Here is a 22,308-nt window from a genome sequence, read left to right on the forward strand (position 1 = left end):
GCCGCCCGGCACCCACCCTCGCCGGGTTCACCATCGGCGAGCCGCGCGTCTGCGCAGCTGCCAGGGCATCGCGGCCCACAGCCCCACACACCCCGCCAGTACCCCGCCCGCCACGGCGAGCCCGGCGGCCCGCCCCACGACCACGTCGGCTATCAGCAGTACGGAGCCGGTGAAGGCCAGCGCCAGCAAGCCCATCCCGCACCCGGCCAGCCGCGAGGAGACTTCCACGATCAGCCGCTTGACGCCGCGCCCGAACAGCACCCGGTGCACGGCCGCGGGAGCGATCAGCAGCATCGCGGCGGAGACTGTCAGCAGCAGCGTCACCACGTAGATCCCCCGCTGCACGGTGTCCAGCGAGGGGAAGCGGGGAGTGAAGGCGAGGGTCAGCAGAAAGGCGAAGAGAATCTGAACGCCTGTCTGGAGCACGCGCAACTCCTGGAGCAGCTCGGCGAAGTTGCGGTCGGCGCGTTCCAACGGCGTCTCGTTCCGGGTGTCGTCCATGTCCGACCGGGTAGCCAGCCGGCCCCAGGTCACTCCCCGCGCACGCCCCCGCCGCGCCCCGGCGACCAAGCGACGCTGCTCATGGTCGGTGAAGGGGGCGGGAGCGTCGAGACGTTGCAGCATCTCCCCGGACGCCTCCAACACCCGAGTTCTCAGGGCTGGAACCCACTGGGTCACGGTTCAGAAGGAGCGGACGGCAAACTCCCCAGGTCGGCTGCGACGATCTTCTCGAAAGCCTTCTTGTCGGTCTTCTTGAACGTGTCTGTCTGGGCGGCCAGGTCACCATCGAGGGTCAGCGTGTCACCGCTGATCTTGCCGTGCTCGGGCCCGCTGGAAGACGACCCGGAGATCGTGAACTCGATGGTGTTGCCGTCCTGGGATCCACTGATCCGGTGCGTCTGCTGAGTCCGAGGGCGGGCGCTGCCCGGATCCTTCGACAGCCCGACGGCAGTCCACGTGCCGGAGAGTTCGCCACTGGAGCCGGTGCGCCAGTCGAGCAGGTCGAGCTGCTCCGAGCCCAAGTCCCGGTGAACGCGGTCAACGGCGTAGTAAACGAAGTGGCCGCCTCTGGCGTCACCTCGGGTGCCGGCAGTGGAACTGCCGAGGTCACCATCAGGTTGCTCGTCACTGCCGGAGCAGCCGGCGGTCGACACCACCAGCAGCACGGCCAGACTTCCGAGAGCGGAAGCGCGCCTCCGCACACGCAGGAGCGGACGTTGTAATGAAGTTACCCGACCCACCAGACCCCCCCCGGGAGTTGAAGTCGCTGGAGCGACGTCCACGGGCCCAGCAAAATAGCAGCGCCGCTGACTGGCGTCGACATACCCCTGGCGTCAGCCGGACTGGACATCGGACTGCGTATCAGCCTGGATAGCGGCGACGAGTTTCTTCGCCGCCGCCAAGCTTGGGCCCATATGCCGCGGGATCCGCGGCGTTGAGCGCGGTGAAGATGTCCACGGCTTTCCGCGCCCGCGTGAGCGCCTGGTCCCGCCGGCCGGACTGCCGCAGGTAGGGGATCGCCGGAAACATCAGCCAGTCGCCTTTGCCCCGCGAGCCCCCCCATTGGACACCCGCTCCGGGCGCTGGATTTCGGACAGCGTTCGAGGTGAACGCCTTGCGGTCGCACGCACCGGACTACGCTCCTTGACGGGCGATCATTGCCGGTCACGGCACTGGCTAGCCCGGTTCTCCCTCCGGACCGGCACCCGGCAGCCCCACGAGCGCGGCCCGCCGCTCCCCGTCCAGCACGCGCAGGGCCCTCGCCAGGGTGGACGCGTGCACCTGGCTCTCGCCCCGCTCGTGCATCAGGGTCAGCGCGTCCCTCAGCCGGGCCGCCTTGCTGACCAGGCCCTGCGCGGCGCGCAGGCCCCGGTAGGTGTCGTGCCCGCGTGCCGGGTTGATCCTGGCCAGCAGGTCGACCACCTCCAAGTACGCGTCCACCACCTCGCTCTCGGCGCGCGTCAGCGCGGGCAGCGGCGGCAGTTCCGGCGGCATCATCCGGCCCACCTCCGGGTCAGCCGCGCGTGGGGGACGCGGTGCGCTTGCGGCTGGTGGTGATCCGGTCGATCAGCCCGTAGGCGATGGCCTGTTCGGCATCGAAGATCTTGTCACGCTCGATGTCCGCGCTGACCTTGTTCCTGGGCTGACCGGTGTGCCGCTCGTACAGCTCCTCCAGCATCTCGCGGGTGCGCAGCATCTCCCGGGCCTGGATCTCCAGGTCGTCCGCCTGACCTTGCACCGGCTCGTTGAGCGAGGGCTGGTGGATGAGGATGCGCGCCCCCGGCAGCGCGAGCCGCTTGCCCGGGGTGCCCGCTGCCAGCAGCACGGAGGCGGCCGAGGCCGCCTGGCCCAGGCACACCGTCTCGATGTCGCAGGAGACGAACCGCATCGTGTCGTAGATCGCGGTCATGGCCGTGAACGAGCCGCCGGGGGAGTTGATGTAGAGCGAGATGTCCTGGTCGGGCGCGCTGTGTTCGAGGTGGATGAACTGCGCCATGACGTCGTTGGCCGAGGTGTCGTCGATCTGGGTGCCCAGGAAGACGATCCGCTCCTCCATGAGCTTCGAGTACGGATCCATCGTGCGCAGGCCGCTGCTCGTGCGCTCCGTGAACTCGGGCAGGACGTAGCGGGCTGTCGGCTGATTCCGCATCGGCATCGCACTCCACTGTCTCGTCTTTCTCGCGAGGGCCTGTGCGCTCGCGCATGAGCCGTGCGTCTGTAAAAAATGTACAGGACGTACGGAACGTATGCTGGGGAGCATGGCTTACGAGATTCCGGTGACGCAAGCCCGGGCCGAGCTGGCCGACCTGATCAACCGCGTCGTCTACGGAGGCGAGCGCGTGGTGGTGACCCGCCACGGCAAGCCGCTCGTGGGGCTCGTATCCGCCGCTGACCTGGAGCGACTCGACGCGATGGAGGAGCAGGAACAGGACGCGGTCATCAGCACCGTCTCCGGTGTCCGCGAGCTGGACTCCGCTGCGGGCGAACGGGAGCGCCGGCGTTTCGGCATCGCCGCGGAACACCGCGGCCCGGCCGCGGGTGACCGGCGGCCGGGCCGGGAAAGCTGAGCCCGGATCAGCGGGCCGGGGAGCGCGAGGGCTCAGGGACCGACGCGGGGCTCAGGGGCTGAGCTGCGGATCCGGGCTCAGGGGTTGACGCGAGGGCTCAGGAGCTGAGCTGCCAGACCGCGTGCGCGATCGCGTCGCTGTGCAGGTCCAACGCCTTCTCGTCGATGTTCGAGGTGTCGTCGCAGGCCGAGTGGTAGCACTCGTCGTACGGCTCGCCCGCCGTGCCGCCCCACTTGCGCGCCTGTGCCTGGGTCTTGGTGGCCCCGGCGCCGGTGAAGCTGCCGCCGACGGTGACACCCGCGTCCTTGAACGAGGCGTGGTCGCTGCGCCCGGCCGTCTCCTCGGAGGGCTCCGTCTCCACGCCCTTGGCGGCGAACCAGTCCTTGAAGACGGCCTCGGTGGAGGCGTCGTCGTTGTAGACGAAGTGACCCGCGTTGGGTGAGCCGATCATGTCGAAGTTCAGATACGCGTCGATCTTCCCCAACTCGCTCTGGGGAAGGCTGTCGACGTAGTGCCGGGAGCCGACCATGCCCTGCTCCTCTGCGCCCCACCACGCGAAGCGCAGATGCTTCGCCGGGGCCAGGTCCGCCTTGGCGACGGCCAGCGCGGTCTCCAGTATCCCGGCCGACCCGGAGCCGTTGTCGTTGATGCCGGGCCCCGAGCGCACCGAGTCCAGATGCGCGCCGGTCATCACGGTGCTGCCGGTGCCGCCCTTGGGCCAGTCGGCGATCAGGTTGTAGCCGGTGGTGCCGCCGCTGGTGAAGTTCTGGACCGTGGTCTTGAACCCGGCCGCGTCCAGCTTCTCCTTCAGGTGGTCGAGCGAGGCCCGGTACCCGGGCCGGCCGTGCGCGCGGTTGCCGCCGTTGGCCTCGGCGACCGCCTGGAGGTCCTTGAGGTCCTGCTGGACGTCGGCCACGGATATGTCCGGGGCCTCGGCCGCCGCGCCCGCGCCGTCGGGGCCGGCCTGTGCCCCGGTAGCGGTCAGGAGGGTTACGGCGAGTGCGGCGCTCGCCGAGGCGGCCAGGGCCGCACGGCGCTGATGTCTGCGTGTCACTGGGGCTCCGATGCTGGAGGGGGGTGGGTGGGGGATCGCCCGGAGCGGCGGAATGAATTGACGCGGACATGAGACTGGTGCGGGGGCGAGACCTCGTCAAGAGCGCATACAGGACAGCGGGTTGCGCGGAGCGGAGAACGCCGCAGCCGGAAAGGCCGTCGGCCGCGGCGTCGCTCAGCCCACCGCCACCGGCTCCGGCGCCCGTTCCGCCGGCCTCGCGCGTGCTCCCTCGGCGCGCAGCCCGCCCACCGTCACCGCCAGCAGACCGAGGACGGCCCAGAGGGTCAGCACCAGCACGGGAGCGTCCACCGCGTGGCCGTCGAAGAAGGCGACGTTCCGCAACAAGGTTCCCCCGGCGCCCGGTGGCAGCCACTGGCCGAGCATGCCCACTGGCTCCGGCAGCATCTCCGGTGCCGAGGAAACGCCGGAGAAGGGGTTGCCCAGCAGCACCGCCACCAGCGCCCCCACGGCGATGCCCCGGACGCCCAGCAAGGTACCCAGCCCCGCGACGAAGGCGCTCACCGCCAGGACGGTCAGCCCCACCGAGGCGGCCTCCGCCCACCAGTCGCCGGCCAGCACCCCCAGCCAGCTGTCCGCGACAGCCGTCGCCACCAGACCCGCAAGGGCCGCCGTGCCCAGCAGCCCGGCCACGCCACGGGTCCCGCGCAGCCGCAGTATCGTCACCAGCGCGCCGGTCGCGACCCCGGCGATCGCCAGCGGGAGCACGCTGGCGCTCAGCGCCGCGCCCCTCGGGTCGCCCGGGGGAGCGGCGACCACGTCCGTTGTCGGCGGCGGGGTGCCGTGCGGCGCCGCCTTCGCCGCTGCCTGCTGGAGGAACTGGGCGACCACGGGGCTCGCCGCGCTCGCCGTCAGCGTCGCGGGGCCCGAGGGGGTGGCGACCACGGCGCCGTAGACCTCGCGCTCGCGGATCGCTTCGCGGGCGCGGTCCTCGTCGGCGTAGCGGTGCAGCTCGAACGCCCCTTCCCGCTGCCGCAGTTGGTCCGCGACGCGCTCGGCGGCGGCCGGCGGTCCCGCGACGCCCAGCGGCAGGTCGCGGGGGGCGGTGCGCGCGGCGGGCCAGGCGAACGCCCACAGGGCGAACGCGATGAGCAGGGGCACCCCGAGGGCGAGGATGAGCGGACCCCGCGAGGCGGGGCGGGGGGAGGGGGCTGCGGACATGGGAATGTCCCTCCAACCAAAGAGAAGGATCGTTCGTTTTGGCCGGGAGAACCGTCCCGCGCCGTGTGTCGCTTGTCAAGAAGGAACGTTCGTTTTAGATTTGCCGTCATGGCCCGCGTATCTCCCGAGCACCTCGAAGCCCGCCGTCGTCAGATCCTCGACGGTGCCCGTCGCTCGTTCCTGCACAACGGCTTCCACGCCACGTCCATGCAGGACGTGCTCAAGGAGACGGGGCTGTCCGCAGGCGCTGTCTACCGCTACTTCCGCAGCAAGGAGGAGATCGTCGCGGTCGTCGCCGTAGAGGCACTGGACACCATCCGGGCCTCCTTCGACCGGGCCGTCGCAGCCGAGGTGCCGCTCCGGCCCGACGAGCTGTTCACCGAGGTCTTCGGCAGGCTCGAGCAGTCCATGGGGGTGGGTGAGGACCGGAGGGAGCTGCCCCGGCTGCTCCTCCAGGTGTGGGGCGAGGCGTTGCGCAACCCGGAGCTGGGCGAGGTCGTCGCCGAGGCGTACGCGCACCTGGGTGTCCAGTGGGCCCGGGTCGTCGAGGAGTACCAGGCGCAGGGCTGGGTCGACCCGGAGGCCGACACCGTGCATGTGGCCCGCGCCCTGATCGGCTCCGTGCAGGGCTACTTCGTACAGCAGGCACTCTTCGGCGGGTTCACACCCGAGGAGTTCGCCAAGGGTCTGCGTGCGCTGGTGTCGATGTCGCTGCCCGACGCCCGCGGTCAGGAGGCGGGCCCGGTCGACTCCACCGGCCGTGTTAACTCCACCGAAACGGCACGGCCTTAATCTCCGGGTCAGTTGGGGCCCGACTTTCACGTGCGTGATACATCTATCTGGTGTGTGTCGCCGCGGGTGACGAGGGCAATCCCGGCCCCGGCGCGACGACGTGAGGTGGAGAGTATGCAATTGACCCCGCACGAGCAGGAACGGCTGCTCATTCACGTGGCGGCCGATGTGGCACAGCGGCGCAAGGACCGAGGGCTGCGCCTCAATCACCCCGAGGCCATCGCGCTGATCACCGCGCACGTCCTGGAGGGCGCCCGCGACGGGCGCACCGTCGCCGAGCTGATGAACTCGGGGCGCACGGTCCTCACCCGCGACGACGTCATGGACGGCATCCCCGGGATGATCCACGACGTCCAGGTCGAGGCCACCTTCCCCGACGGCACCAAGCTCGTCACCGTCCACGAGCCCATAGCCTGATGAGGAGCGCGCCGTGATTCCCGGAGAGATCCTCTACGCCGAGGAGCCCGTGCCCGTCAACGAGGGCGCCGAAGTGACCCGGCTGACCGTGCTCAACGCCGCCGACCGGCCCGTCCAGGTCGGCTCCCACTACCACTTCGCCGAGGCCAATCCCGGCCTCGAGTTCGACCGGGAGGCCGCACACGGCAAGCGCCTCGACATCGCGGCGGGCACCGCCGTGCGCTTCGAGCCCGGCATCCCCGTCGACGTCGCTCTCGTGCCCATCAGCGGCAGGCGCGTGGTCGCCGGGCTCCGCTCCGCCACAGGAGGCCCCCTCGATGCTTGAGCTCTCCCGCGCCGCCTACGCCGACCTGTTCGGGCCCACCACCGGCGACCGCGTCCGGCTCGCGGACACCTCACTCGTCGTCGAGATCGAGCAGGACCTGTCCGGCGGGCCCGGCCGCTCCGGCGACGAAGCGGTCTTCGGGGGCGGCAAGGTCATCCGCGAGTCCATGGGCCAGGGGTCGGTCACCCGCGCCGAAGGCGCCCCCGACACCGTCATCACCGGCGCGCTCGTCCTCGACCACTGGGGCGTGGTCAAGGCCGACGTCGGCATACGCGACGGCCGCATCGCCGCGCTCGGCAAGGCCGGCAACCCCGACACCATGGACGGCGTCCACCCCGACCTGGTGATCGGTCCCGAGACGGAGATCATCGCGGGCAACGGCAAGATCCTCACCGCCGGCGCCATCGACGCACATGTCCACTTCGTCTGCCCGCAGATCGCCGACGAAGCCCTCGCCTCGGGCATCACCACCCTCGTCGGCGGCGGCACCGGCCCGGCCGAGGGCTCCAAGGCCACCACCGTCACCCCCGGCGCCTGGCACACGGCCCGCACCCTGGAGGGTATGGAGGGCCTGCCGGTCAACGTCGGCCTGCTCGGCAAGGGCAACACCGTCTCCCGCGACGCGATGCTCGCCCAACTGCGCGGCGGCGCCGTCGGATTCAAGATCCACGAGGACTGGGGCGCCACACCGGCGGCCATCGACGCCTGTCTGTCCGTCTGCGACGAGACCGGCGCCCAGGTCGCCATCCACACCGACACCCTCAACGAGGCCGGGTTCGTCGGCGACACCCTCGCCGCGATCGCCGGACGGGGTATCCACGCCTACCACACCGAGGGTGCGGGCGGCGGGCACGCGCCCGACATCATCACCGTCGTCAGCGAGCCGAACGTCCTTCCCTCGTCCACCAACCCGACGCGGCCCCACACCGTCAACACCATCGAGGAACACCTCGACATGCTGATGGTCTGCCACCACCTCAACCCGGCCGTGCCGGAGGACCTGGCCTTCGCGGAATCCCGTATCCGGCCCGGCACCATCGCGGCCGAGGACACCCTGCACGACCTCGGCGCCATCTCGATCATCTCCTCCGACTCGCAGGCCATGGGGCGCGTCGGTGAAGTGGTCCTGCGCACCTGGCAGACCGCGCACGTGATGAAGGAGCGGTACGGCGCCCTCGCGGGCGACGGGCGCGCCGACAACCTGCGGGCACGTCGCTATGTCGCCAAATACACCATCAACCCCGCCGTCGCGCAGGGCATGGACGACGAGATCGGCTCGGTGGAGCCCGGCAAGCTCGCCGACGTCGTGCTGTGGAATCCCGCGTTCTTCGGCGTCAAGCCGCTGACCGTCATCAAGGGCGGACAGATCGCCTACGCGCAGATGGGCGACGCCAACGCGTCCATCCCCACCCCGCAGCCGGTCCTGCCCCGCCCCATGTTCGGCGCCAAGGGCCGTGCGCCCGGCGCCAACTCGGTCAACTTCGTGACGCCGACCGCGCTCCACGACGGCCTCGCGGAGCGGCTGGCCCTCACCAAGCGGTTCGTCCCCATCCGCGACACCCGGCCCGTCACCAAGGCGGACATGCGGCGCAATGACGCCCGCCCCGATGTGCGGGTCGACCCCGACACCTTCACCGTCACGATCGACGGGACGCCGGTCGAACCGGCGCCGGCCGCCGAACTGCCCATGGCTCAGCGGTACTTCTTGTTCTGAGCCGCCCTGGCCCGGCCCCCTTTCCCGCCGCAGCGGCGCGCGACTACGACGGCGTGGCCCCGCGGTGCCGAACCGGCCCGCACGGCCGGGGGACGGGTGCCGGCCCCGAGGGCCGGCTTGGCACCGGCGGATACGGCCGTCGGGGGTGCGCAACGTCGCGCGGGAAAGAAACGTCGCGCCGGAGAGATGTGTGGAGGTCCCATGAACGCCTCGGCCGCACTGCTGTTGCTCGCCGACGGCCGGTTCCCGGCCGGTGGGCACGCCCACTCGGGAGGAGTCGAAGCAGCGGTCAAGGCCGGCCGTATCCAGGACGCCGCCGGGCTGGAGCGGTTCTGCACGGGCCGGCTCCACACGGCGGGGCTGACGGCGGCGTCCCTGGCCGCAGCCGCCGCCGCGGGTCACGACCCGCTCGCCCTCGACGAGGCCGCCGACGCGCGAACCCCCTCTCCCGCGCTGCGCCGCACGGCCCGCAAACTGGGCCGCCAGCTGATGCGCGCTGCCCGCGCCACCTGGCCGGGGCCCGAACTCGACGCGCTGGCGGCAGCCCTGCCCAAGGGCGCCCACCAGCCGGTCGTGCTGGGCCTGGCCGCGCGCTCGGCGGGGCTCCGGCCGCTGGATGCGGCCTACGCGGCGGCGTACGAGAGCGTCAGCGGGCCGGCGACGGCGGCCGTACGCCTCCTGAGCCTCGACCCGTTCGACGCCACCGCCGTGCTCGCCCGCCTCGCCCCCGCGACGGACGACGTGGCACAACGAGCCGCCCAGGCCGCCGAGGGCGACATCGCCGGCCTGCCCGCCGCCTCGGCGCCGCTGCTCGACATCACCGCCGAGCAGCACGCGGCCTGGGACGTACGCCTCTTCGCCTCCTGACCCGACACCGGCCGCACCTCCACCAGCCGGACCTCCACGGACACCCGCGCCCCTACGGACACCCGCACCCCCACAGCACCACCCCTCCGGAGGAACCATGCACCTCGACCACGGCACCACCTATCCCGAGCGCCACAGCGCCTCCAGGACGCGTCCGGACGGCAGCCGCCGCGCGCTCCGTGTCGGCCTCGGCGGGCCCGTCGGCTCGGGCAAGACCGCGACGGTGGCGGCCCTGTGCCGTGCCTTGCGCGAGAGGCACTCGCTCGCCGTCGTCACCAACGACATCTACACGCGCGAGGACGCCGCCTTCCTGCTGCGTGAGGCCGTGCTGCCGCCCGAGCGCATCACCGCTGTCGAGACCGGGGCCTGCCCGCACACCGCGATCCGCGACGACATCTCCGCGAACCTGGAGGCCGTCGAGGACCTCGAAGACGAGGCCGGCCCGCTCGACCTGATCCTCGTCGAGTCCGGCGGCGACAACCTCACCGCCACCTTTTCCAAGGGGCTGACCGACGCGCAGATCTTCGTCATCGACGTCGCGGGCGGCGACGACATCCCCCGCAAGGGCGGCCCCGGCGTCACCACGGCCGACCTCCTCGTCGTCAACAAGACCGACCTCGCCCCCTACGTCGGCTCCGACCTGGAGGTGATGGCCCGCGACGCGAAGGAGCAGCGCGGCGAACTGCCCGTCGTCTTCCAGTCCCTGCGCAGCGCTCCGGGTGTGGAGCCCGTGGCCGACTGGGTGCGCGCCCGGCTCGCCGACTGGACCGCCCCGGCCGCGCACCACGCATGACATCCACGGCACTCACCGAAGATCCCGGGCCGGCCGCACCCGGTCCCGCCGGTGTGCGCGCACACGCGCGCGTGACCGCCGCACCCGACGGACGGGGCGGCACCGCGCTGCCGGTGCTCAGTGGCGAGGCCCCGTTCGCCCTGCGGCGCACCCGCTCCGCCGACCCTGCCCGGGCCCGGGTCACCCTCGTCGGCGCCATGAGCGCACCCCTGGGCGGCGACCGGCTCACCGTCGAGGCCCACATCGAGGCGGGCGCCGCGCTGCGGCTCGACGGCAGCGCCGCCACCATCGCGCTGCCCGGCCGCACCCGCGAGCCCGCCTTCTACGATGTACGCCTCACCGTCGGCGACGGGGGAGAGGCACACTGGCTGCCCGAGCAGCTGATCTCGGCGCAGGGCAGCGACCTTCGCCAGACCCTCCGCGTCGACCTGGCGGCCGGTGCCCGGCTGGTGCTGCGCGACGAGCAGGTGCTCGGGCGCACCGGCGAGGAGCCGGGCCGCCTCAGCAGCCGTCTCACCGTGCACCGCGCCGGCCGCCCCCTGCTCGACCAGCAGCTCGACTACGGGCCCGGCGCGCCCGGCTGGGACGGCGGAGCCGTGCTGGGCGGCCACCGGGCTGTGGGCCAGCTCCTGGTCGTCGACCCGGAACCGGCCCAACTCCCCGCGGAGACGACGGTGTTGGGTTCGACCGCCGTGCTGACGCGGCTGGCGGGACCCGCGCTGTTGGTCAGCGCCGTGGCGCCGGACGCGTTGCAGCTCAGACGGCTGCTCGAGCAGGCGCTCACCCTTACGTCTTGGTAAAGAACGCTCCTCTGCCCTGTCCCTTACGGAGGGCGAAGGACAAAGATCCTCGTGACACCACCGTGGTCACCGACCACCGCCGTCACACACAGCGTCAGACAGAGGCACACACGCAGCGTCAGACAGAGGGGGGAATCGTGAACAGACGGAAGGCGGCCATAGCCGCAGCCGGCACCATCGCCGCCGGAGCCCTGACCACGGGCCTCATAGCCGTCCCGTCCGCGTTCGCGGGCGGCAGCGCGGCCCCGCAGGACACGTCCGCCAAGCAGCGACCCGGCTCCGCCGAAGCACACGGCGTCAAGAAGGCCGCTGCCCGCGCCGCGCGCGCGGGCATCGACTGGAAGGACTGCCCCGCCGACTGGGACATCAAGGCACCCGTCCAGTGCGGCTGGGTCACCGTCCCGCTCGACTACACCAAGCCCGACGGCAAGACCATCAAGATCGCCGTCGACCGGGCGCGCAGCACCGGCGGCAAGGACAAGCGGCAAGGCTCCCTGGTCTACAACCCCGGCGGTCCCGGCGGCTCGGGGATGGCCTTCCCCAAGCGCATACCCGACAAGAACCCCCTGTGGGCCAAGGCCGCCACCGCCTACGACTTCGTCGGCTTCGACCCGCGCGGCGTCGGCCACTCCGCGCCGATCTCCTGTGCCGACCCCCAGGAGTGGGTCAAGGCCCCCAAGGCCGACCCGGTTCCCGACAGCGAGGCCGACAAGAGCGCCCAGCGCAAGCTCGCCAAGGAGTACGCGGACGGCTGCAAGGAGCGCAGCGGCGCCCTGCTGGCCCAGATGACGACGCCCAACGCGGCCCGCGACCTCGACGTCATCCGCGCGGCTCTCGGCGACAAGAAGCTGAACTTCCTCGGCGTCTCCTACGGCACCTACATGGGGGCCGTCTACGCCGAGCTGTTCCCCGGCCACGTCCGCCGGATGATCACCGACAGCGTGGTCAACCCCTCGCCGAAGAAGGTCTGGTACGACGTCAACCTCGACCAGGACATCGCCTTCCAGACCCGTTGGGAGGACTGGAAGAAGTGGGTGGCCAAGCACGACGACGTCTACGGCATCGGCTCCACGCCCGACAAGATCGAGGCCAAGTGGCGCGAGCTGCGCGCCACCGCCAAGAAGGACCCGGTCGGGGGCGTCGTCGGCCCGTCCGAGCTGCTGGGCTTCTTCCAGAGCGCGCCCTACTACGACTCCGCCTGGGCCGAGGTCGCCTCGGTGTGGTCGGCCTACCTCAAGGGCGACGAGAAGCCGCTCATCGAGAGCGCCGGCCCTGACATGTCGGACGTGGCGGGCAACAAGGCCAGTGAGAACAGCAACGCCGTCTACACGGCCGTCGAGTGCAACGACGCCCAGTGGCCGCGCGACTGGAAGACCTGGGATCGCGACAACACCAAGCTGCACGAGAAGTATCCGTTCCTCACCTGGTCCAACGCCTGGATGAACTATCCCTGCGCCGTGTGGCCCCTCAAGCAGCACAAGGCCACCGACGTGCACGCGAAGACCTCGCACCCCGTGCTGCTGATCCAGGCCACGCGGGATGCCGCCACCCCGTACCCGGGCGGCGTGGAACTGCACAAGCGCCTCAAGGGCTCCCGCCTGATCACCGAGAAGGACGCGGGCTCCCACGGCATCACCAACCTGAAGAACGACTGCATCAACAAGCGGGTCGACGCCTACCTCCTCAAGGGAACCGTCGACTCCAAGGACGTCACCTGCGACCCGCACGCCACCCCCGAGCCGGAGAAGTCCGCGGCCAAGGCGGCGGCGGAGTCCAAGGCCGCGTCCGTGCCCGCCGTCAAGTGACCGCTAAGGCACCCCAGGGCGGCTGACGCCCGCCCGGCACAGCGAGGGGCGGACCGGAACCCCGGTCCGCCCCTCAGCCATGTGCCGCTGTGCGTCCGACGTGGATGAGGTCCCGCGTCCGAGGATTACGTTCAGACAGGCCGGGCTCGGGCGCGGTGTCAGACCGTACGACGGCCGCCCTTGCCGCGCGCCTTCTCCTGCGCCTTTTCCTGCGCCCTCTCCTCGGCCTGCGCCGCCTTCGCGTCGGGCGCGTACATGTCCACGTACTCCTGGCCGGACAGCTGCATGATCTCGTGGATGATCTCGTCGGTGATGGCCCGCAGCGCTGTGCGTTCCTTCTCCATCCCCGCGAACCGGGAGAACTCCAGCGGCTTGCCGAACCGAATGGTCACGCGGCCCATGCGGGGCATCTTCCGCCCGGGCGGCTGGAGTTCGAAGGTGCCGACCATCGCGCACGGCACCACCGGTGCCCCGGCACCGAGCGCCATCGCCGCGACCCCGACCCTGCCCTTGTAGAGGCGGCCGTCGTGGGAGCGGGTGCCCTCGGGGTAGATGCCGAGCAGCTCGCCCTTGCGCAGGACGCCGAGGCCCTCGTCGATGGCGGCCTGCCCCGCGCCCTTGCCGGAGCGGTCGACGGGGATCTGGCCCACGCTGTGGAAGAACGCCGCCGTCAGCCGTCCCTTGAGGCCGGGGCCCGTGAAGTACTCCGCCTTGGCCAGGAAGGTGATGCGGCGCGGCAGGATCGCCGGCATCACGAAGTGGTCGGAGAAGGAGAGATGGTTGCCCGCGACGATCGCCGCACCCTCTTCGGGTATGTTCTCCAGCCCCTCGATACGTGGCCGGAACACCAGACGCAACAGCGGCCCCAGGACCACGAACTTGAGCAGGTAGTAGAACACGGGGGTCACTCCTCACGTTAGCGCGATCCCCCTGAGAGGGGAGGCGTCCTGGCAGGTCACACGACGTGCGAGAGGCCCTCAGCGTAAGTGCATGCCGGGCCGCCTGCGAGCCGCTCGGATCGACTCGATGCCGAGCCGTTGCCGAAGGTGCCGATGAGGCGTCAGCGACGGCCCAACCCGCTCCGCGCCGCCATCGGTTCGCGCGCCCTGATGTTCGCCCGGAATGGCCGACGTCGTACTCGGTCAGCTGGCCGGCCGCCGCGTGGGCCCTGCCGCCTTCTGTCTCCCGGGTGGGTGTCGGGTCCGGATGGGGGACGGCGGTGAGGGGCCGATCCCATCGGCCGTCCCCGGCCCATGGGAATAATGGAGGCATGGTCCGCGAGTCTGTGCCCGAGGGAGCCCCGCGCCGCTTGTACCCCGTCGCTGACGTGGTCGGGTACCTCGTCGGCCGGTGGAGCGTCGAGCGCGCCGTGTACGACCGGAGGGCCGGGGTGGAGGGCCGCTTCCTCGGGACCGCCGACTTCCGGGCCGGGGCCGGGCCCCACGCGCCCGAGGGCGTGGTGCTGCACGAGGAGGAGGGGCAGCTGACCTGGGACGGCAGGGTGTATCCGGCGAGCCGCTCGCTGCGTCTGCGTCCTCGCGCCGACGGGACCGCCGAGGTCGAATTCGCCGACGGTCGCCCTTTCCACGATCTCGACCTGCGCACCGGTGTCTGGACCCCCGTCCACCCCTGTGCCGCGGACCGGTACGAGGGAACCTTCGTGGCCTGCTCGGCCGATGAGTGGCACCTGGAGTGGCGGGTCTCCGGCCCGGCCAAGGACCAGCTCTTGCGGTCGGTGTACCGGAGGCTCGCCGACTGAGCGGTGTGGGACCGGGAGGCGACCGGGTGGCGCGTCAGGGGGCGAGCAGTTCCCGTGCGAGGGTCCGGGTCCACCAGCGCTCGACCCTCTCGGGCCCCCAGCCGCGCTCCTGGGTGAGTGTGGTGTAGACGTCGACGCTGCACAGGGCCGCGTAGATGTCCACCGCGGTGGGGAGATCCAGGCCCTCGGCGAGGGTGCCGTCGGGCCATGAGGAGAACACCCGCGCCCGGGTCCCGTCGGCCTTGCGCCGGGCGGCCTCGTAGAACGTCGCGAGATCTGGCTCGGTGCGGCCCGCCTCACGGATCAGAGCGATGAGGTCTCCCGAGCGTTCGAACAGGCGCCGGTCGTAGGCGGCCATCGCGAGAAGCTGGCGCTCCGGATCGGCGGAGCCCTCCAGCTCGTCCAGCATGAGGGCCAGGTCGGCGCTCAGGTCGGCCGCGTCCGCCAGCGCCCAGACGAGGTTGGTCTTGTTCTGGTAAGCGGCGTAGACGGTGGGAACGGCGACCCCCGCCTCGCGGGCCACGTCGCGCACCGTGGTCGCGGCCCAGCCCTGTGAGACGAACAGCCGCCGGGCGGCGTCCGCGATCTCCGCGCGGGTCTGCTTGGCCTGTTCCTGTCGGCGCAGCGAGTCGTACCGGCGTCCGGAGTCACTTCCCATGGGTGTATCTTCCTCTCCGTATATTCAATATATTACCCGTAAGGTCAATGTTGATGGAGGCGGCTGGCATGAGCTTTTCCGGTACGGCAGGTCTCGGCGGTCTCGGCTTCGTGGTGATCGCGGTCGTCCTCAACGTGCTCTATACGCGCGGTCGGCTTCCGCTTCCGACGTCCGGGCAGTCGGTGGACGAGGTCGCCGACGTCATGTCAGGCATGGGCCGGAGCCTGAAGCGGCCGTCCGTGCTGGCTCCCGCATCCTGGCTGTTCCTCACTCTCTTCGCGGCCGGGCTGCTCTCCGAGCTGTGGCAGCGTGATGGCGGGGCCCGTGCCTGGGCGTTGACCGGTTTCGCGGGAGTGCTGGTGCAAAACGCCGTCTTCACCGTGGTCGAGGCCCTACGGTTCGGCACCGCGTCGGCCGCCGCGCACAACAGGGGCTCGGTGCCCGGCCTGTGGGCGACGACCCGGGTGCTCTTCGGCTTCAACCAGGTGTTCCTGGCCACCGCGCTGATCGGTTTCACCGCCGCAGGAACCGCCGCCGGCCTCATGCAGCCCTGGCATGCGGGGGTCGGCTACGTCAGCGCCGCGCTGCTCTTCCTCTCGGCCTCCGCCAGCCCCTACGGCGCCGACGGCACGCATCGGCTGGCGCCCGCCGGCCTGATCGGCTGGCTCGGCTGGGCCACCTGGCTCGTCACCTGGAGCGTCGTTCTGCTCGGCCTCTGACGCCGGCCGCCTTGCCGCTCTTGCCGCCCGTGCCGCTCTTGCGGCGGATCTTGATGTCGCGCATGTCCGTGACCGCGAGCCGCAGTATCCGGTGCGGATGGCCGTGCGCCTCCAGCGCGTCGGTGGCGCGCAGCGCGGCCCAGCCCTCCTCGTCGGCCTCTTCGCCTTCGGCGGGCGGGGGTATCTGGCAGCGGAAGGTGAACGCCGACAGGCTGCTGTCACATGTGAAGGTCCCGGCCTCCGTGAAAGAAGCGCCGAACCCCTCCGACTCCTTCAGCAGCGCGGCCCGCCCGGCCTCGTCCAGCTCCCCGAAGGTCCCCCGGATGGTCACTCGGAACACGGTCAGTCCTCCCGTACGGCGTAGGTGAAGGCGCGCCCGCCCAGCAGCTGCTCGACGGCGTCCAAGAGTTTGAGCAGGTCGGCGGCGATCTCGTCGGGCGTCTTCCCGGCCACGATCCGGCGGCCGATCTCGGCGAAGACGAGCGAGTGGAACCAGCCGATCTGGCTGACGGCGGCGCACAGTTCGGGGTCGTCCCGCCCGGCACCGGTCTCCTCGGCGAGCAGTTCGGCGAGCGCGTCGTTCATCTGCCCGCCCAGATCCCCCAGGCGGGCGGTGAGTGTGGGGGCCGCGCGCATCATCTCGAAGACCGGCCCGAACCCTTCGGTGAGGCCCAGCTTCTTCTCCCGGCGCCGCAGTTCCTCGCGCAGCCGCTCCAGTACGGCGCGGGCGGGAGAGGCGCCGGAGGGGCGCTCGCGGACGATCTCCGCGAGCCGGCCGGGGGAGGCTTCGTCGGGTGGCAGGACGAGGTCTTCCTTGGCCTCGAAGTAGTTGTAGAGGGTGTTGACCGACACCTCGGACTCGGCCGCGACCTCGGCGATCGTCACCTTGTCGAAGCCCCGCTCGACGAACAGCCGCATCGCCACCTGGTGGATCCGCTGTCGCGTCTGCCGTTTCTTGCGCTCCCGCAGCCCTTCGCTCATGCCTGAAAGTCTAACTCGACTATAAAACTGAACTGCATTGCAATTTCGTAATGCGCTGTGCTTCTATCGGGGCCATGTCCACGACCCCGCCGCCCGGCGCGACCCCCTCCCGCACGCCCTCTCCCGCTCACTCCCGTACGCCCTCTCCCGATCGCCCCCCGGCCCTCGACATCCGGGGCCTGGCCCGCACCTACGCCCTCGCCTCGGGGCAGGTGCACGCCGTGCGCGGCATCGACCTGAGCGTCGCGCGCGGTGAGATCCTCGGCTTCCTCGGGCCCAACGGGGCGGGGAAGACCACCACCTTGCGGATGCTCGTCACGCTGCTGCCGCCCAGCGGGGGAGAGGCTCGCGTCGCCGGACACGATCTGCGGGCCGACCCCGGGGCCGTACGCGCCCGCATCGGTTACGTCGCCCAGGCCGGCGGCCTCGACCCCGCGTGCGGCGTACGCGAGGAACTCCTCACCCAGGCCCGGCTGCACCGTATGTCCAAGCTTCAGGCCCGGCGGCGCGCCGAGGAACTCGCCGGGGAGCTGGGCCTGGCAACGCTGATGGACCGGCCGACCGCCGCGCTCTCCGGCGGTCAGCGGCGCCGGCTGGAGATCGCGCTCGGCCTCGTCCACCGCCCCGAGGTCCTCTTCCTCGACGAGCCCACCACGGGCCTCGACCCCGCCAGCCGGGCCGAGCTGTGGGACCTGGTGCGCCGTATCCGCCGCGACCACGGCACGACCGTCTTCCTCACCACCCACTACCTGGACGAGGCCGACGCGCTCTGCGACCGCATCGTCGTCATCGACGAGGGCCGCACCATCGCCGAGGGCACCCCCGAGGCGCTCAAGCGGCGGTACGCCCCCGGCCCCGCCGGCACCCTCCAGGACGCCTTCCTCGCCCTCACCGGCCGCGGCCCGGCCGACGAGCCCGTGGCCGTCTGAAAACCCTCCGCACCGCCCTCTCCTCCATGGCCACCAGGCCGCCCGACTACCCGACGGGTACCACCATGACGACCAGCATCCCGACCCCCGCCCCGCCTGCGCCCGGCACCCACCGGCGCCTGTACGCCGACACCGGAATCGTCTTCGGCCGCTGCCTGCGCGCCACCTTGCGCTCCAAGACCAACCTGCTGTTCGGCATGCTCCAGCCGCTGCTCTTCCTCGCCCTCTTCGGCCCCCTCCTCACCCGTCTCGACCTGGGCGTCTCCGGCTCCTCCTGGCAGACCCTGGTGCCGGGTGTGCTGGTCCAACTAGCGCTGCTCGGCGGCTCGTTCGTCGGCCTGGGCATGCTGGTGGACCGCAACCTGGGGGTCACCGACCGGATGCGTGTCACTCCCGTCAGCCCCGCCGCGCTGTTGCTGGGCCGCACCCTGCGCGACGTCGTCCAGCTCACCGCCCAGGCCGTGCTGCTCGTCCTGCTCGGGCTCGCCCTGGGGCTGCGTGCCTCACCGGCCGGTGTGCTGGCGGGCCTCGTCTTCGTCGCCGTGCTGTCCTGCGCGCTGTCCGCGCTCTCTCACGGACTGGCCATGCATGTGCGCACCCCGCCCGAGTTCGCCGCCGTCGCCAACACCGCCGTCATGCCGCTGATGCTGCTCGCCGGATTGCTGCTGCCCATGAACCTCGCCCCCGGCTGGCTCGACGGTGTCTCCCGCGCCGTCCCCTTCCGCTACACCGTCGACGCCGTACGGGAGGTCTTCCGCGGCCACTTCACCACCGGGACGGTCGTCGCGGGCGCCGTGGTCACCCTGGCCTTCGCGGCGGTGTGTCTGCTCGCCGCCACGCGCCTGTTCACCCGCGCCACGCGGTGAGTTCCGGCCGGCCCTCGGTCGGCCGGTCTTCGGTCAGCCGCGTGACGAGATCACGCCCAGCGTGACCAGCCCCAGCACGACCCACGAGAACCACAGCCATCCGCTGCCCCCCAGCGCCGCCGTGTAAGCCGTCACCACCACCAGGGCCACCACCGTGCCGACGGTCATCGCCTTCGCCGAGGCCGTCATGCGTGTCGTCCCAGGCATCACAGCACCACTCTCCTCCCGGCGGCCCTGGGACGCACGGGGCGCGCACGCACAAGGGCCGCGGCCAGGTTCCCATCGTCACCCGGACGCGGCCCCGCGCGCTACTGCACGACGGCACTACACGACCCTCACGCCGGTTTCACACCCCTACGCTCCGAAGCCCGCGCGACCCGCCGGCCCGGCACGCCCCGCTCACAGCCCGCTCACTGCCCCCGTGCCTGGAGCGAGGCGAGATACGCGTTGTAGGCGGTCAGCTCCTTGTCGCCGTCCCGGTCCGCCTGGCGGTCCGTGCGGCGGGCCTGCCGCTGCTCGGAGAAATACCACTGGAAGACGAGCGCCACCAGCACGATCACCGACGGGATCTCGCTGAACGCCCAGGCGATGCCGCCCGCCGCCGACTGGTCGGACAACGCGCTCACGCCCAGGGAGGCGGGCGGATGCGCGTAGGTGCCGACCATCGGCTCCGATCCCATCATCAGCGCGATGCCGAAGAACGCGTGGAACGGCATCCCCGCGAACAGCTCCAGCATCCGCATCACATAGCCGGGGCGATGCGGGCCCGGGTCCACGCCCATGATCGGCCAGAAGAAGACCAGGCCCACCGCGAGGAAGTGCACCATCATCGCGATGTGGCCCGCCTTGGAGCCCATCAGGAAGTCGAACAGCGGGGTGAAGTACAGCGCGTACAGGCTCGCGATGAACAGCGGAATGGTGAACGCCGGATGCGTGATCACCTTCATGTAGCGGCTGTGCAGCAGCGCCACCAGCAGCTCGCGCGGCCCCGCGCGGCCCCCCTGGGAGCGGTTGCCCGACGGCAGCGCCCGCAGCAGCAGCGTCACCGGCGCGCCCAGCAGCAGCAGGATCGGCGACAGCATGCTGATCACCATGTGCTGCACCATGTGGACGCTGAACAGGACCATCCCGTAGTCGTTCAGCGCCGTGCACATCACCAGGGCCACGGTCAGCACACCCACGACGAAGGCGGCCGTGCGGGCGGGCGGCCACGCGTCCCCCCGCCGGCGCAGCCGGACGACGCCCCACCCGTAGAGCGCCAGCGCCAGCAGGCATCCCACCAGGAAGAACGGCTCGCCCGAGAACTCCAGCCCGCGCGCGAGCGTGAAGGGCGGCAGATCCATCATCGTGCCGTGCCCGTCGTGATCCATCCGAACTCTCCCGCAACCGACCGATACGCCCGCACCAGACTAGAACCGCCCGTGCGGGCCGCCCTCGCCGGGGCGGCCCGCACGGGCGGTTCTCCCCGCGGAATCCCTGTGAAACCAGTGGTACGCGAAACCAGTGGTACGGCCGGTAAGCGCCTCCGGCGGGTACCGGCCCCGGATCAGGCGGGCTGCGTCGCCGCGGAGATGCGCTCTTGCCGCAGTGCCTCGTACCACCGGTCGTCGGTCGGCGGCAGCGCGTTCACATCGAGGGACAGCTTGATCAGCAGGTCGGCGATCTGCGGATTGCGCGCCAGCACAGGGCCGTGCATGTACGTACCGAAGACGGTGTCGTTGTACGCGCCCTCGGTGCCGTCCCCCGTCCCGTTGCCCTTGCCCAGCCGCACCCGCGCCAGGGGCCGCGCGGTCGGGCCCAGGTGGGTGACGCCCTGGTGGTTCTCGAACCCGGTCAGCTGCGGCAGCCGCAGGTTCTCGTCCATGTCGGCCAGCACGTCGCCCACGCACCGCTCGGCCTCGCCCCGGGTGCTGGTCACATCCAGCAGCCCCAGGCCCATGGAGCGTTCGCCCAGGTCGTTGACGAACTCGTGCCCCAGGATCTGGTAGCCCGCGCACACCGAGAAGACGATCGCGCCGTTGGACACGGCCCGGTTCAGCCCGCCGTCGCGCAGCAGCCGCTCGGCCGCCAGCCGCTGCGGCCTGTCCTCGCCGCCGCCGATCAGATAGATGTCGCCGGACGTGGGGATCGGCTGGTCCGAGCGGACGTCGACGCGCTGGACATCCAGCCCGCGCTGCTGCGCGCGCCGCTCCACCACGAGCGCGTTGCCCTGGTCGCCGTACGTGCTCAGCAGGTCGGGGTAGATCCACACCAGACGCAGACTCGTGTCACTCATGCCGCCAGCTCCTTGAGCGGATCGATGGTTCGGAAGACCGATGGTTCGGAAGAGGGGACAGCCTCGGCTCAGTTGCCGACGGCACGGCGCAGGTCCTGGAACGCGGTGTAGTTGGCGATCGTCTCGATGCGTCCCGGAGGGCACCTGCGCACCGCGTCCTGGGCGTTCTCGCACACCTGGAACTCGACACCCGCTACCTCCAGCCGCACTGCCAGATCCAGCTTCCGGTCACCGATCACACAGATCGGGTGCCCGGCCAGCCGGCCGTAGTCGACATCCCACAGCCACGAGGTGTCGGTGCCGTCCGCGCCCCGCGCGTTCACCGAAAGGATCACCGGCGTCGGGGGCGGGTCGATCAGCGAGAACGTCTCCAGCCACCCGGCCGGGTTCTTCGCCAGCAGCAGCCTCATGTCGCGGCCCTGGAACTGCACCACGTCATAGCGCCCGGCCACAGCCTTGACCGCGTACATCCGCTCCAGCGCGGTCTGCGGCGGCACCCCGAAGGCCGCGGCGACCGCCGCCGAGGTCGCGGCGTTCGCCTTGTTGGCCCGCCCGGGGAGCTGGAGGTGGATGGGCCAGGCGGAGCCGTGCGGGTCCAGCACGTGGTCGCCGGACAGTGCCCAACTGGGGGTCGGGCGGCGGAAGCCGCACTCCCCGCAGAACCAGTCGTCGCCGGGCCGCTGCATGACGCCGCCGCACGCGGGGCAGGACCAGGCGTCGTCCTTCCACTCCTGGCCCGCGGCCACCCACACCACGTTCGGTGAGGAGGAGGACGCCCACACCACGAGCGGGTCGTCGGCGTTGGCCACGATCACGGCCTTCTGCCCCGAGAGGCCCTCGCGCCATCTCTCGGCCAGCATGCGCGTCTCCGCGGCACGGTCGAGCTGGTCACGGGAGAGGTTCAGCAGCGCTATGGCCTTCGGCGTCACATCCCTGGCGACACCGGCCAGGTATTTCTCGTCGACCTCGATCACGCCGTAGCGCGCGTCCGAGCCGCCGGCGAGCGCGGAGGTGATACCGGCGGGCATGTTGGCGCCCAGCGCGTTGGAGACCACCTCGCCGTTGGCCCGCAGCGCCTCGGCGATCAGCCGCGTCGTCGTCGTCTTGCCGTTGGTCGCGGATACCAGGACCACGTCCAGATGCTGGGCCAGCCTCTGCAGCAGGTCGGGGTCGAGTCTTAGTGCTACCTTGCCGCCGATCACCGACCCGCTGCCGCGGCCCGCCGCCCGCGACACCGCCGCGGCAGCCCTGCCCGCCGTCACGGCCAGCTTGGACCGCGGCGACAGCGGCTCCGTGTTGCCTGCCAT

The 22,308-nt window shown here is 71.3% G+C and carries 27 protein-coding genes; 13 read left to right on the forward strand and 14 right to left on the reverse strand.

Annotation, left to right across the window (positions count from 1 at the left end; translation table 11 throughout):
* Positions 1-27: 27 nt before the first annotated feature.
* From OHB04_RS39545 to OHB04_RS39560, 4 genes are all read right to left on the reverse strand, one after another.
* Positions 28-501 carry a DUF6328 family protein gene (locus OHB04_RS39545; RefSeq protein WP_326692435.1) on the reverse strand — a complete coding sequence of 158 codons (474 nt, stop codon included), beginning with the start codon at positions 499-501 and terminating at the stop codon, positions 28-30.
* A gap of 173 nt (positions 502-674) precedes the next feature.
* The gene (locus OHB04_RS39550; RefSeq protein WP_326692436.1) at positions 675-1,166 is read right to left on the reverse strand and encodes a hypothetical protein; all 492 of its coding nucleotides are present in this window, start codon (positions 1,164-1,166) and stop codon (positions 675-677) included.
* Positions 1,167-1,677: 511 nt separating this feature from the next.
* Complete coding sequence (locus tag OHB04_RS39555) at positions 1,678-1,998, reverse strand: hypothetical protein (protein WP_326809327.1); 321 nt, start codon at positions 1,996-1,998, stop codon at positions 1,678-1,680.
* A 16-nt stretch (positions 1,999-2,014) separates the two neighbouring features.
* On the reverse strand, positions 2,015-2,650 hold the full coding sequence (locus OHB04_RS39560) for an ATP-dependent Clp protease proteolytic subunit (RefSeq protein ID WP_326809603.1): 636 nt from the start codon (positions 2,648-2,650) through the stop codon (positions 2,015-2,017).
* A 109-nt stretch (positions 2,651-2,759) separates the two neighbouring features.
* On the opposite strand from OHB04_RS39560, the gene OHB04_RS39565 reads away from it, so the two are divergent.
* The gene (locus OHB04_RS39565) at positions 2,760-3,068 is read left to right on the forward strand and encodes a type II toxin-antitoxin system Phd/YefM family antitoxin (RefSeq protein ID WP_326692439.1); all 309 of its coding nucleotides are present in this window, start codon (positions 2,760-2,762) and stop codon (positions 3,066-3,068) included.
* 97 nt (positions 3,069-3,165) lie between these two features.
* Here OHB04_RS39565 and OHB04_RS39570 read toward each other — a convergent pair whose 3' ends face one another.
* Positions 3,166-4,122 carry a M28 family metallopeptidase gene (locus OHB04_RS39570; RefSeq protein ID WP_326692440.1) on the reverse strand — a complete coding sequence of 319 codons (957 nt, stop codon included), beginning with the start codon at positions 4,120-4,122 and terminating at the stop codon, positions 3,166-3,168.
* 174 nt (positions 4,123-4,296) lie between these two features.
* Positions 4,297-5,301, reverse strand: coding sequence for an ABC transporter permease (locus tag OHB04_RS39575; RefSeq protein ID WP_326692441.1), 1,005 nt, complete (start codon positions 5,299-5,301; stop codon positions 4,297-4,299).
* 108 nt (positions 5,302-5,409) lie between these two features.
* Here OHB04_RS39575 and OHB04_RS39580 point away from each other — a divergent pair, with 108 nt between their 5' ends.
* The 8 genes from OHB04_RS39580 to OHB04_RS39615 all read left to right on the forward strand — a co-directional run bounded on the left by OHB04_RS39580 (position 5,410) and on the right by OHB04_RS39615 (position 12,814).
* A complete protein-coding gene (locus OHB04_RS39580; RefSeq protein WP_326809328.1) occupies positions 5,410-6,093 on the forward strand; it encodes a TetR/AcrR family transcriptional regulator in 684 nt (227 codons plus the stop codon).
* Between the two features lie 114 nt (positions 6,094-6,207).
* Positions 6,208-6,510: an urease subunit gamma gene (locus OHB04_RS39585; protein WP_326692443.1), complete on the forward strand. Its 303-nt coding sequence runs from the start codon at positions 6,208-6,210 to the stop codon at positions 6,508-6,510.
* 13 nt (positions 6,511-6,523) lie between these two features.
* Entirely contained in the window at positions 6,524-6,835 is a 312-nt protein-coding gene (locus tag OHB04_RS39590; protein ID WP_326692444.1) for an urease subunit beta, read from the forward strand.
* Positions 6,828-8,549, forward strand: coding sequence for an urease subunit alpha (locus tag OHB04_RS39595; RefSeq protein ID WP_326692445.1), 1,722 nt, complete (start codon positions 6,828-6,830; stop codon positions 8,547-8,549). Before OHB04_RS39590 ends, OHB04_RS39595 begins: the two co-directional genes overlap by 8 nt.
* Positions 8,550-8,750: 201 nt before the next feature.
* Positions 8,751-9,416 (forward strand): urease accessory protein UreF, encoded by a 666-nt coding sequence (locus tag OHB04_RS39600; RefSeq protein WP_326809329.1) that lies wholly within the window; start codon positions 8,751-8,753, stop codon positions 9,414-9,416.
* Positions 9,417-9,513: 97 nt separating this feature from the next.
* On the forward strand, positions 9,514-10,209 hold the full coding sequence (ureG, locus tag OHB04_RS39605) for an urease accessory protein UreG (protein WP_326809330.1): 696 nt from the start codon (positions 9,514-9,516) through the stop codon (positions 10,207-10,209).
* Positions 10,206-11,009: an urease accessory protein UreD gene (locus OHB04_RS39610; RefSeq protein ID WP_326809331.1), complete on the forward strand. Its 804-nt coding sequence runs from the start codon at positions 10,206-10,208 to the stop codon at positions 11,007-11,009. Before ureG ends, OHB04_RS39610 begins: the two co-directional genes overlap by 4 nt.
* A 137-nt stretch (positions 11,010-11,146) precedes the next feature.
* Positions 11,147-12,814, forward strand: a complete 1,668-nt coding sequence (locus OHB04_RS39615; protein ID WP_326692449.1) for an alpha/beta hydrolase — start codon at positions 11,147-11,149, stop codon at positions 12,812-12,814.
* Positions 12,815-12,972: 158 nt separating this feature from the next.
* Here the strand turns inward: OHB04_RS39615 and OHB04_RS39620 are convergent, their stop codons facing one another.
* Positions 12,973-13,713: a lysophospholipid acyltransferase family protein gene (locus tag OHB04_RS39620; protein WP_326692450.1), complete on the reverse strand. Its 741-nt coding sequence runs from the start codon at positions 13,711-13,713 to the stop codon at positions 12,973-12,975.
* A gap of 371 nt (positions 13,714-14,084) precedes the next feature.
* On the opposite strand from OHB04_RS39620, the gene OHB04_RS39625 reads away from it, so the two are divergent.
* A complete protein-coding gene (locus tag OHB04_RS39625; protein ID WP_326692451.1) occupies positions 14,085-14,573 on the forward strand; it encodes a DUF6314 family protein in 489 nt (162 codons plus the stop codon).
* Between the two features lie 34 nt (positions 14,574-14,607).
* On the opposite strand, the gene OHB04_RS39630 is transcribed toward OHB04_RS39625, so the two are convergent.
* Complete coding sequence (locus OHB04_RS39630) at positions 14,608-15,231, reverse strand: TetR/AcrR family transcriptional regulator (protein ID WP_326692452.1); 624 nt, start codon at positions 15,229-15,231, stop codon at positions 14,608-14,610.
* Between the two features lie 68 nt (positions 15,232-15,299).
* On the opposite strand from OHB04_RS39630, the gene OHB04_RS39635 reads away from it, so the two are divergent.
* Positions 15,300-15,950 (forward strand): hypothetical protein, encoded by a 651-nt coding sequence (locus OHB04_RS39635; protein ID WP_326809332.1) that lies wholly within the window; start codon positions 15,300-15,302, stop codon positions 15,948-15,950.
* Here the strand turns inward: OHB04_RS39635 and OHB04_RS39640 are convergent.
* On the reverse strand, positions 15,919-16,290 hold the full coding sequence (locus OHB04_RS39640; protein ID WP_326809333.1) for a DUF6204 family protein: 372 nt from the start codon (positions 16,288-16,290) through the stop codon (positions 15,919-15,921). The two genes, OHB04_RS39635 and OHB04_RS39640, sit on opposite strands and share 32 nt — an antisense overlap.
* Before the next feature lie 2 nt (positions 16,291-16,292).
* Positions 16,293-16,931 carry a TetR/AcrR family transcriptional regulator gene (locus tag OHB04_RS39645; RefSeq protein ID WP_326692455.1) on the reverse strand — a complete coding sequence of 213 codons (639 nt, stop codon included), beginning with the start codon at positions 16,929-16,931 and terminating at the stop codon, positions 16,293-16,295.
* Between the two features lie 74 nt (positions 16,932-17,005).
* On the opposite strand from OHB04_RS39645, the gene OHB04_RS39650 reads away from it, so the two are divergent.
* Both OHB04_RS39650 and OHB04_RS39655 read left to right on the forward strand, forming a co-directional pair.
* Positions 17,006-17,860 carry an ABC transporter ATP-binding protein gene (locus OHB04_RS39650; protein ID WP_326809334.1) on the forward strand — a complete coding sequence of 285 codons (855 nt, stop codon included), beginning with the start codon at positions 17,006-17,008 and terminating at the stop codon, positions 17,858-17,860.
* Positions 17,861-17,925: 65 nt separating this feature from the next.
* Positions 17,926-18,726, forward strand: coding sequence for an ABC transporter permease (locus OHB04_RS39655; RefSeq protein ID WP_326809604.1), 801 nt, complete (start codon positions 17,926-17,928; stop codon positions 18,724-18,726).
* A gap of 33 nt (positions 18,727-18,759) precedes the next feature.
* On the opposite strand, the gene OHB04_RS39660 is transcribed toward OHB04_RS39655, so the two are convergent.
* The 4 genes from OHB04_RS39660 to OHB04_RS39675 form a co-directional block, all read right to left on the reverse strand.
* A complete protein-coding gene (locus OHB04_RS39660; RefSeq protein WP_326692457.1) occupies positions 18,760-18,933 on the reverse strand; it encodes a hypothetical protein in 174 nt (57 codons plus the stop codon).
* Positions 18,934-19,136: 203 nt separating this feature from the next.
* Positions 19,137-20,096 (reverse strand): cytochrome c oxidase assembly protein, encoded by a 960-nt coding sequence (locus OHB04_RS39665; RefSeq protein WP_326692458.1) that lies wholly within the window; start codon positions 20,094-20,096, stop codon positions 19,137-19,139.
* 176 nt (positions 20,097-20,272) lie between these two features.
* A complete protein-coding gene (locus OHB04_RS39670) occupies positions 20,273-21,001 on the reverse strand; it encodes a type 1 glutamine amidotransferase (protein ID WP_326692459.1) in 729 nt (242 codons plus the stop codon).
* Positions 21,002-21,069: 68 nt separating this feature from the next.
* Entirely contained in the window at positions 21,070-22,308 is a 1,239-nt protein-coding gene (locus OHB04_RS39675) for a MurT ligase domain-containing protein (RefSeq protein ID WP_326692460.1), read from the reverse strand.

It is taken from the genome of Streptomyces sp. NBC_01775 (assembly GCF_035917675.1).
GTDB lineage: Bacteria > Actinomycetota > Actinomycetes > Streptomycetales > Streptomycetaceae > Streptomyces.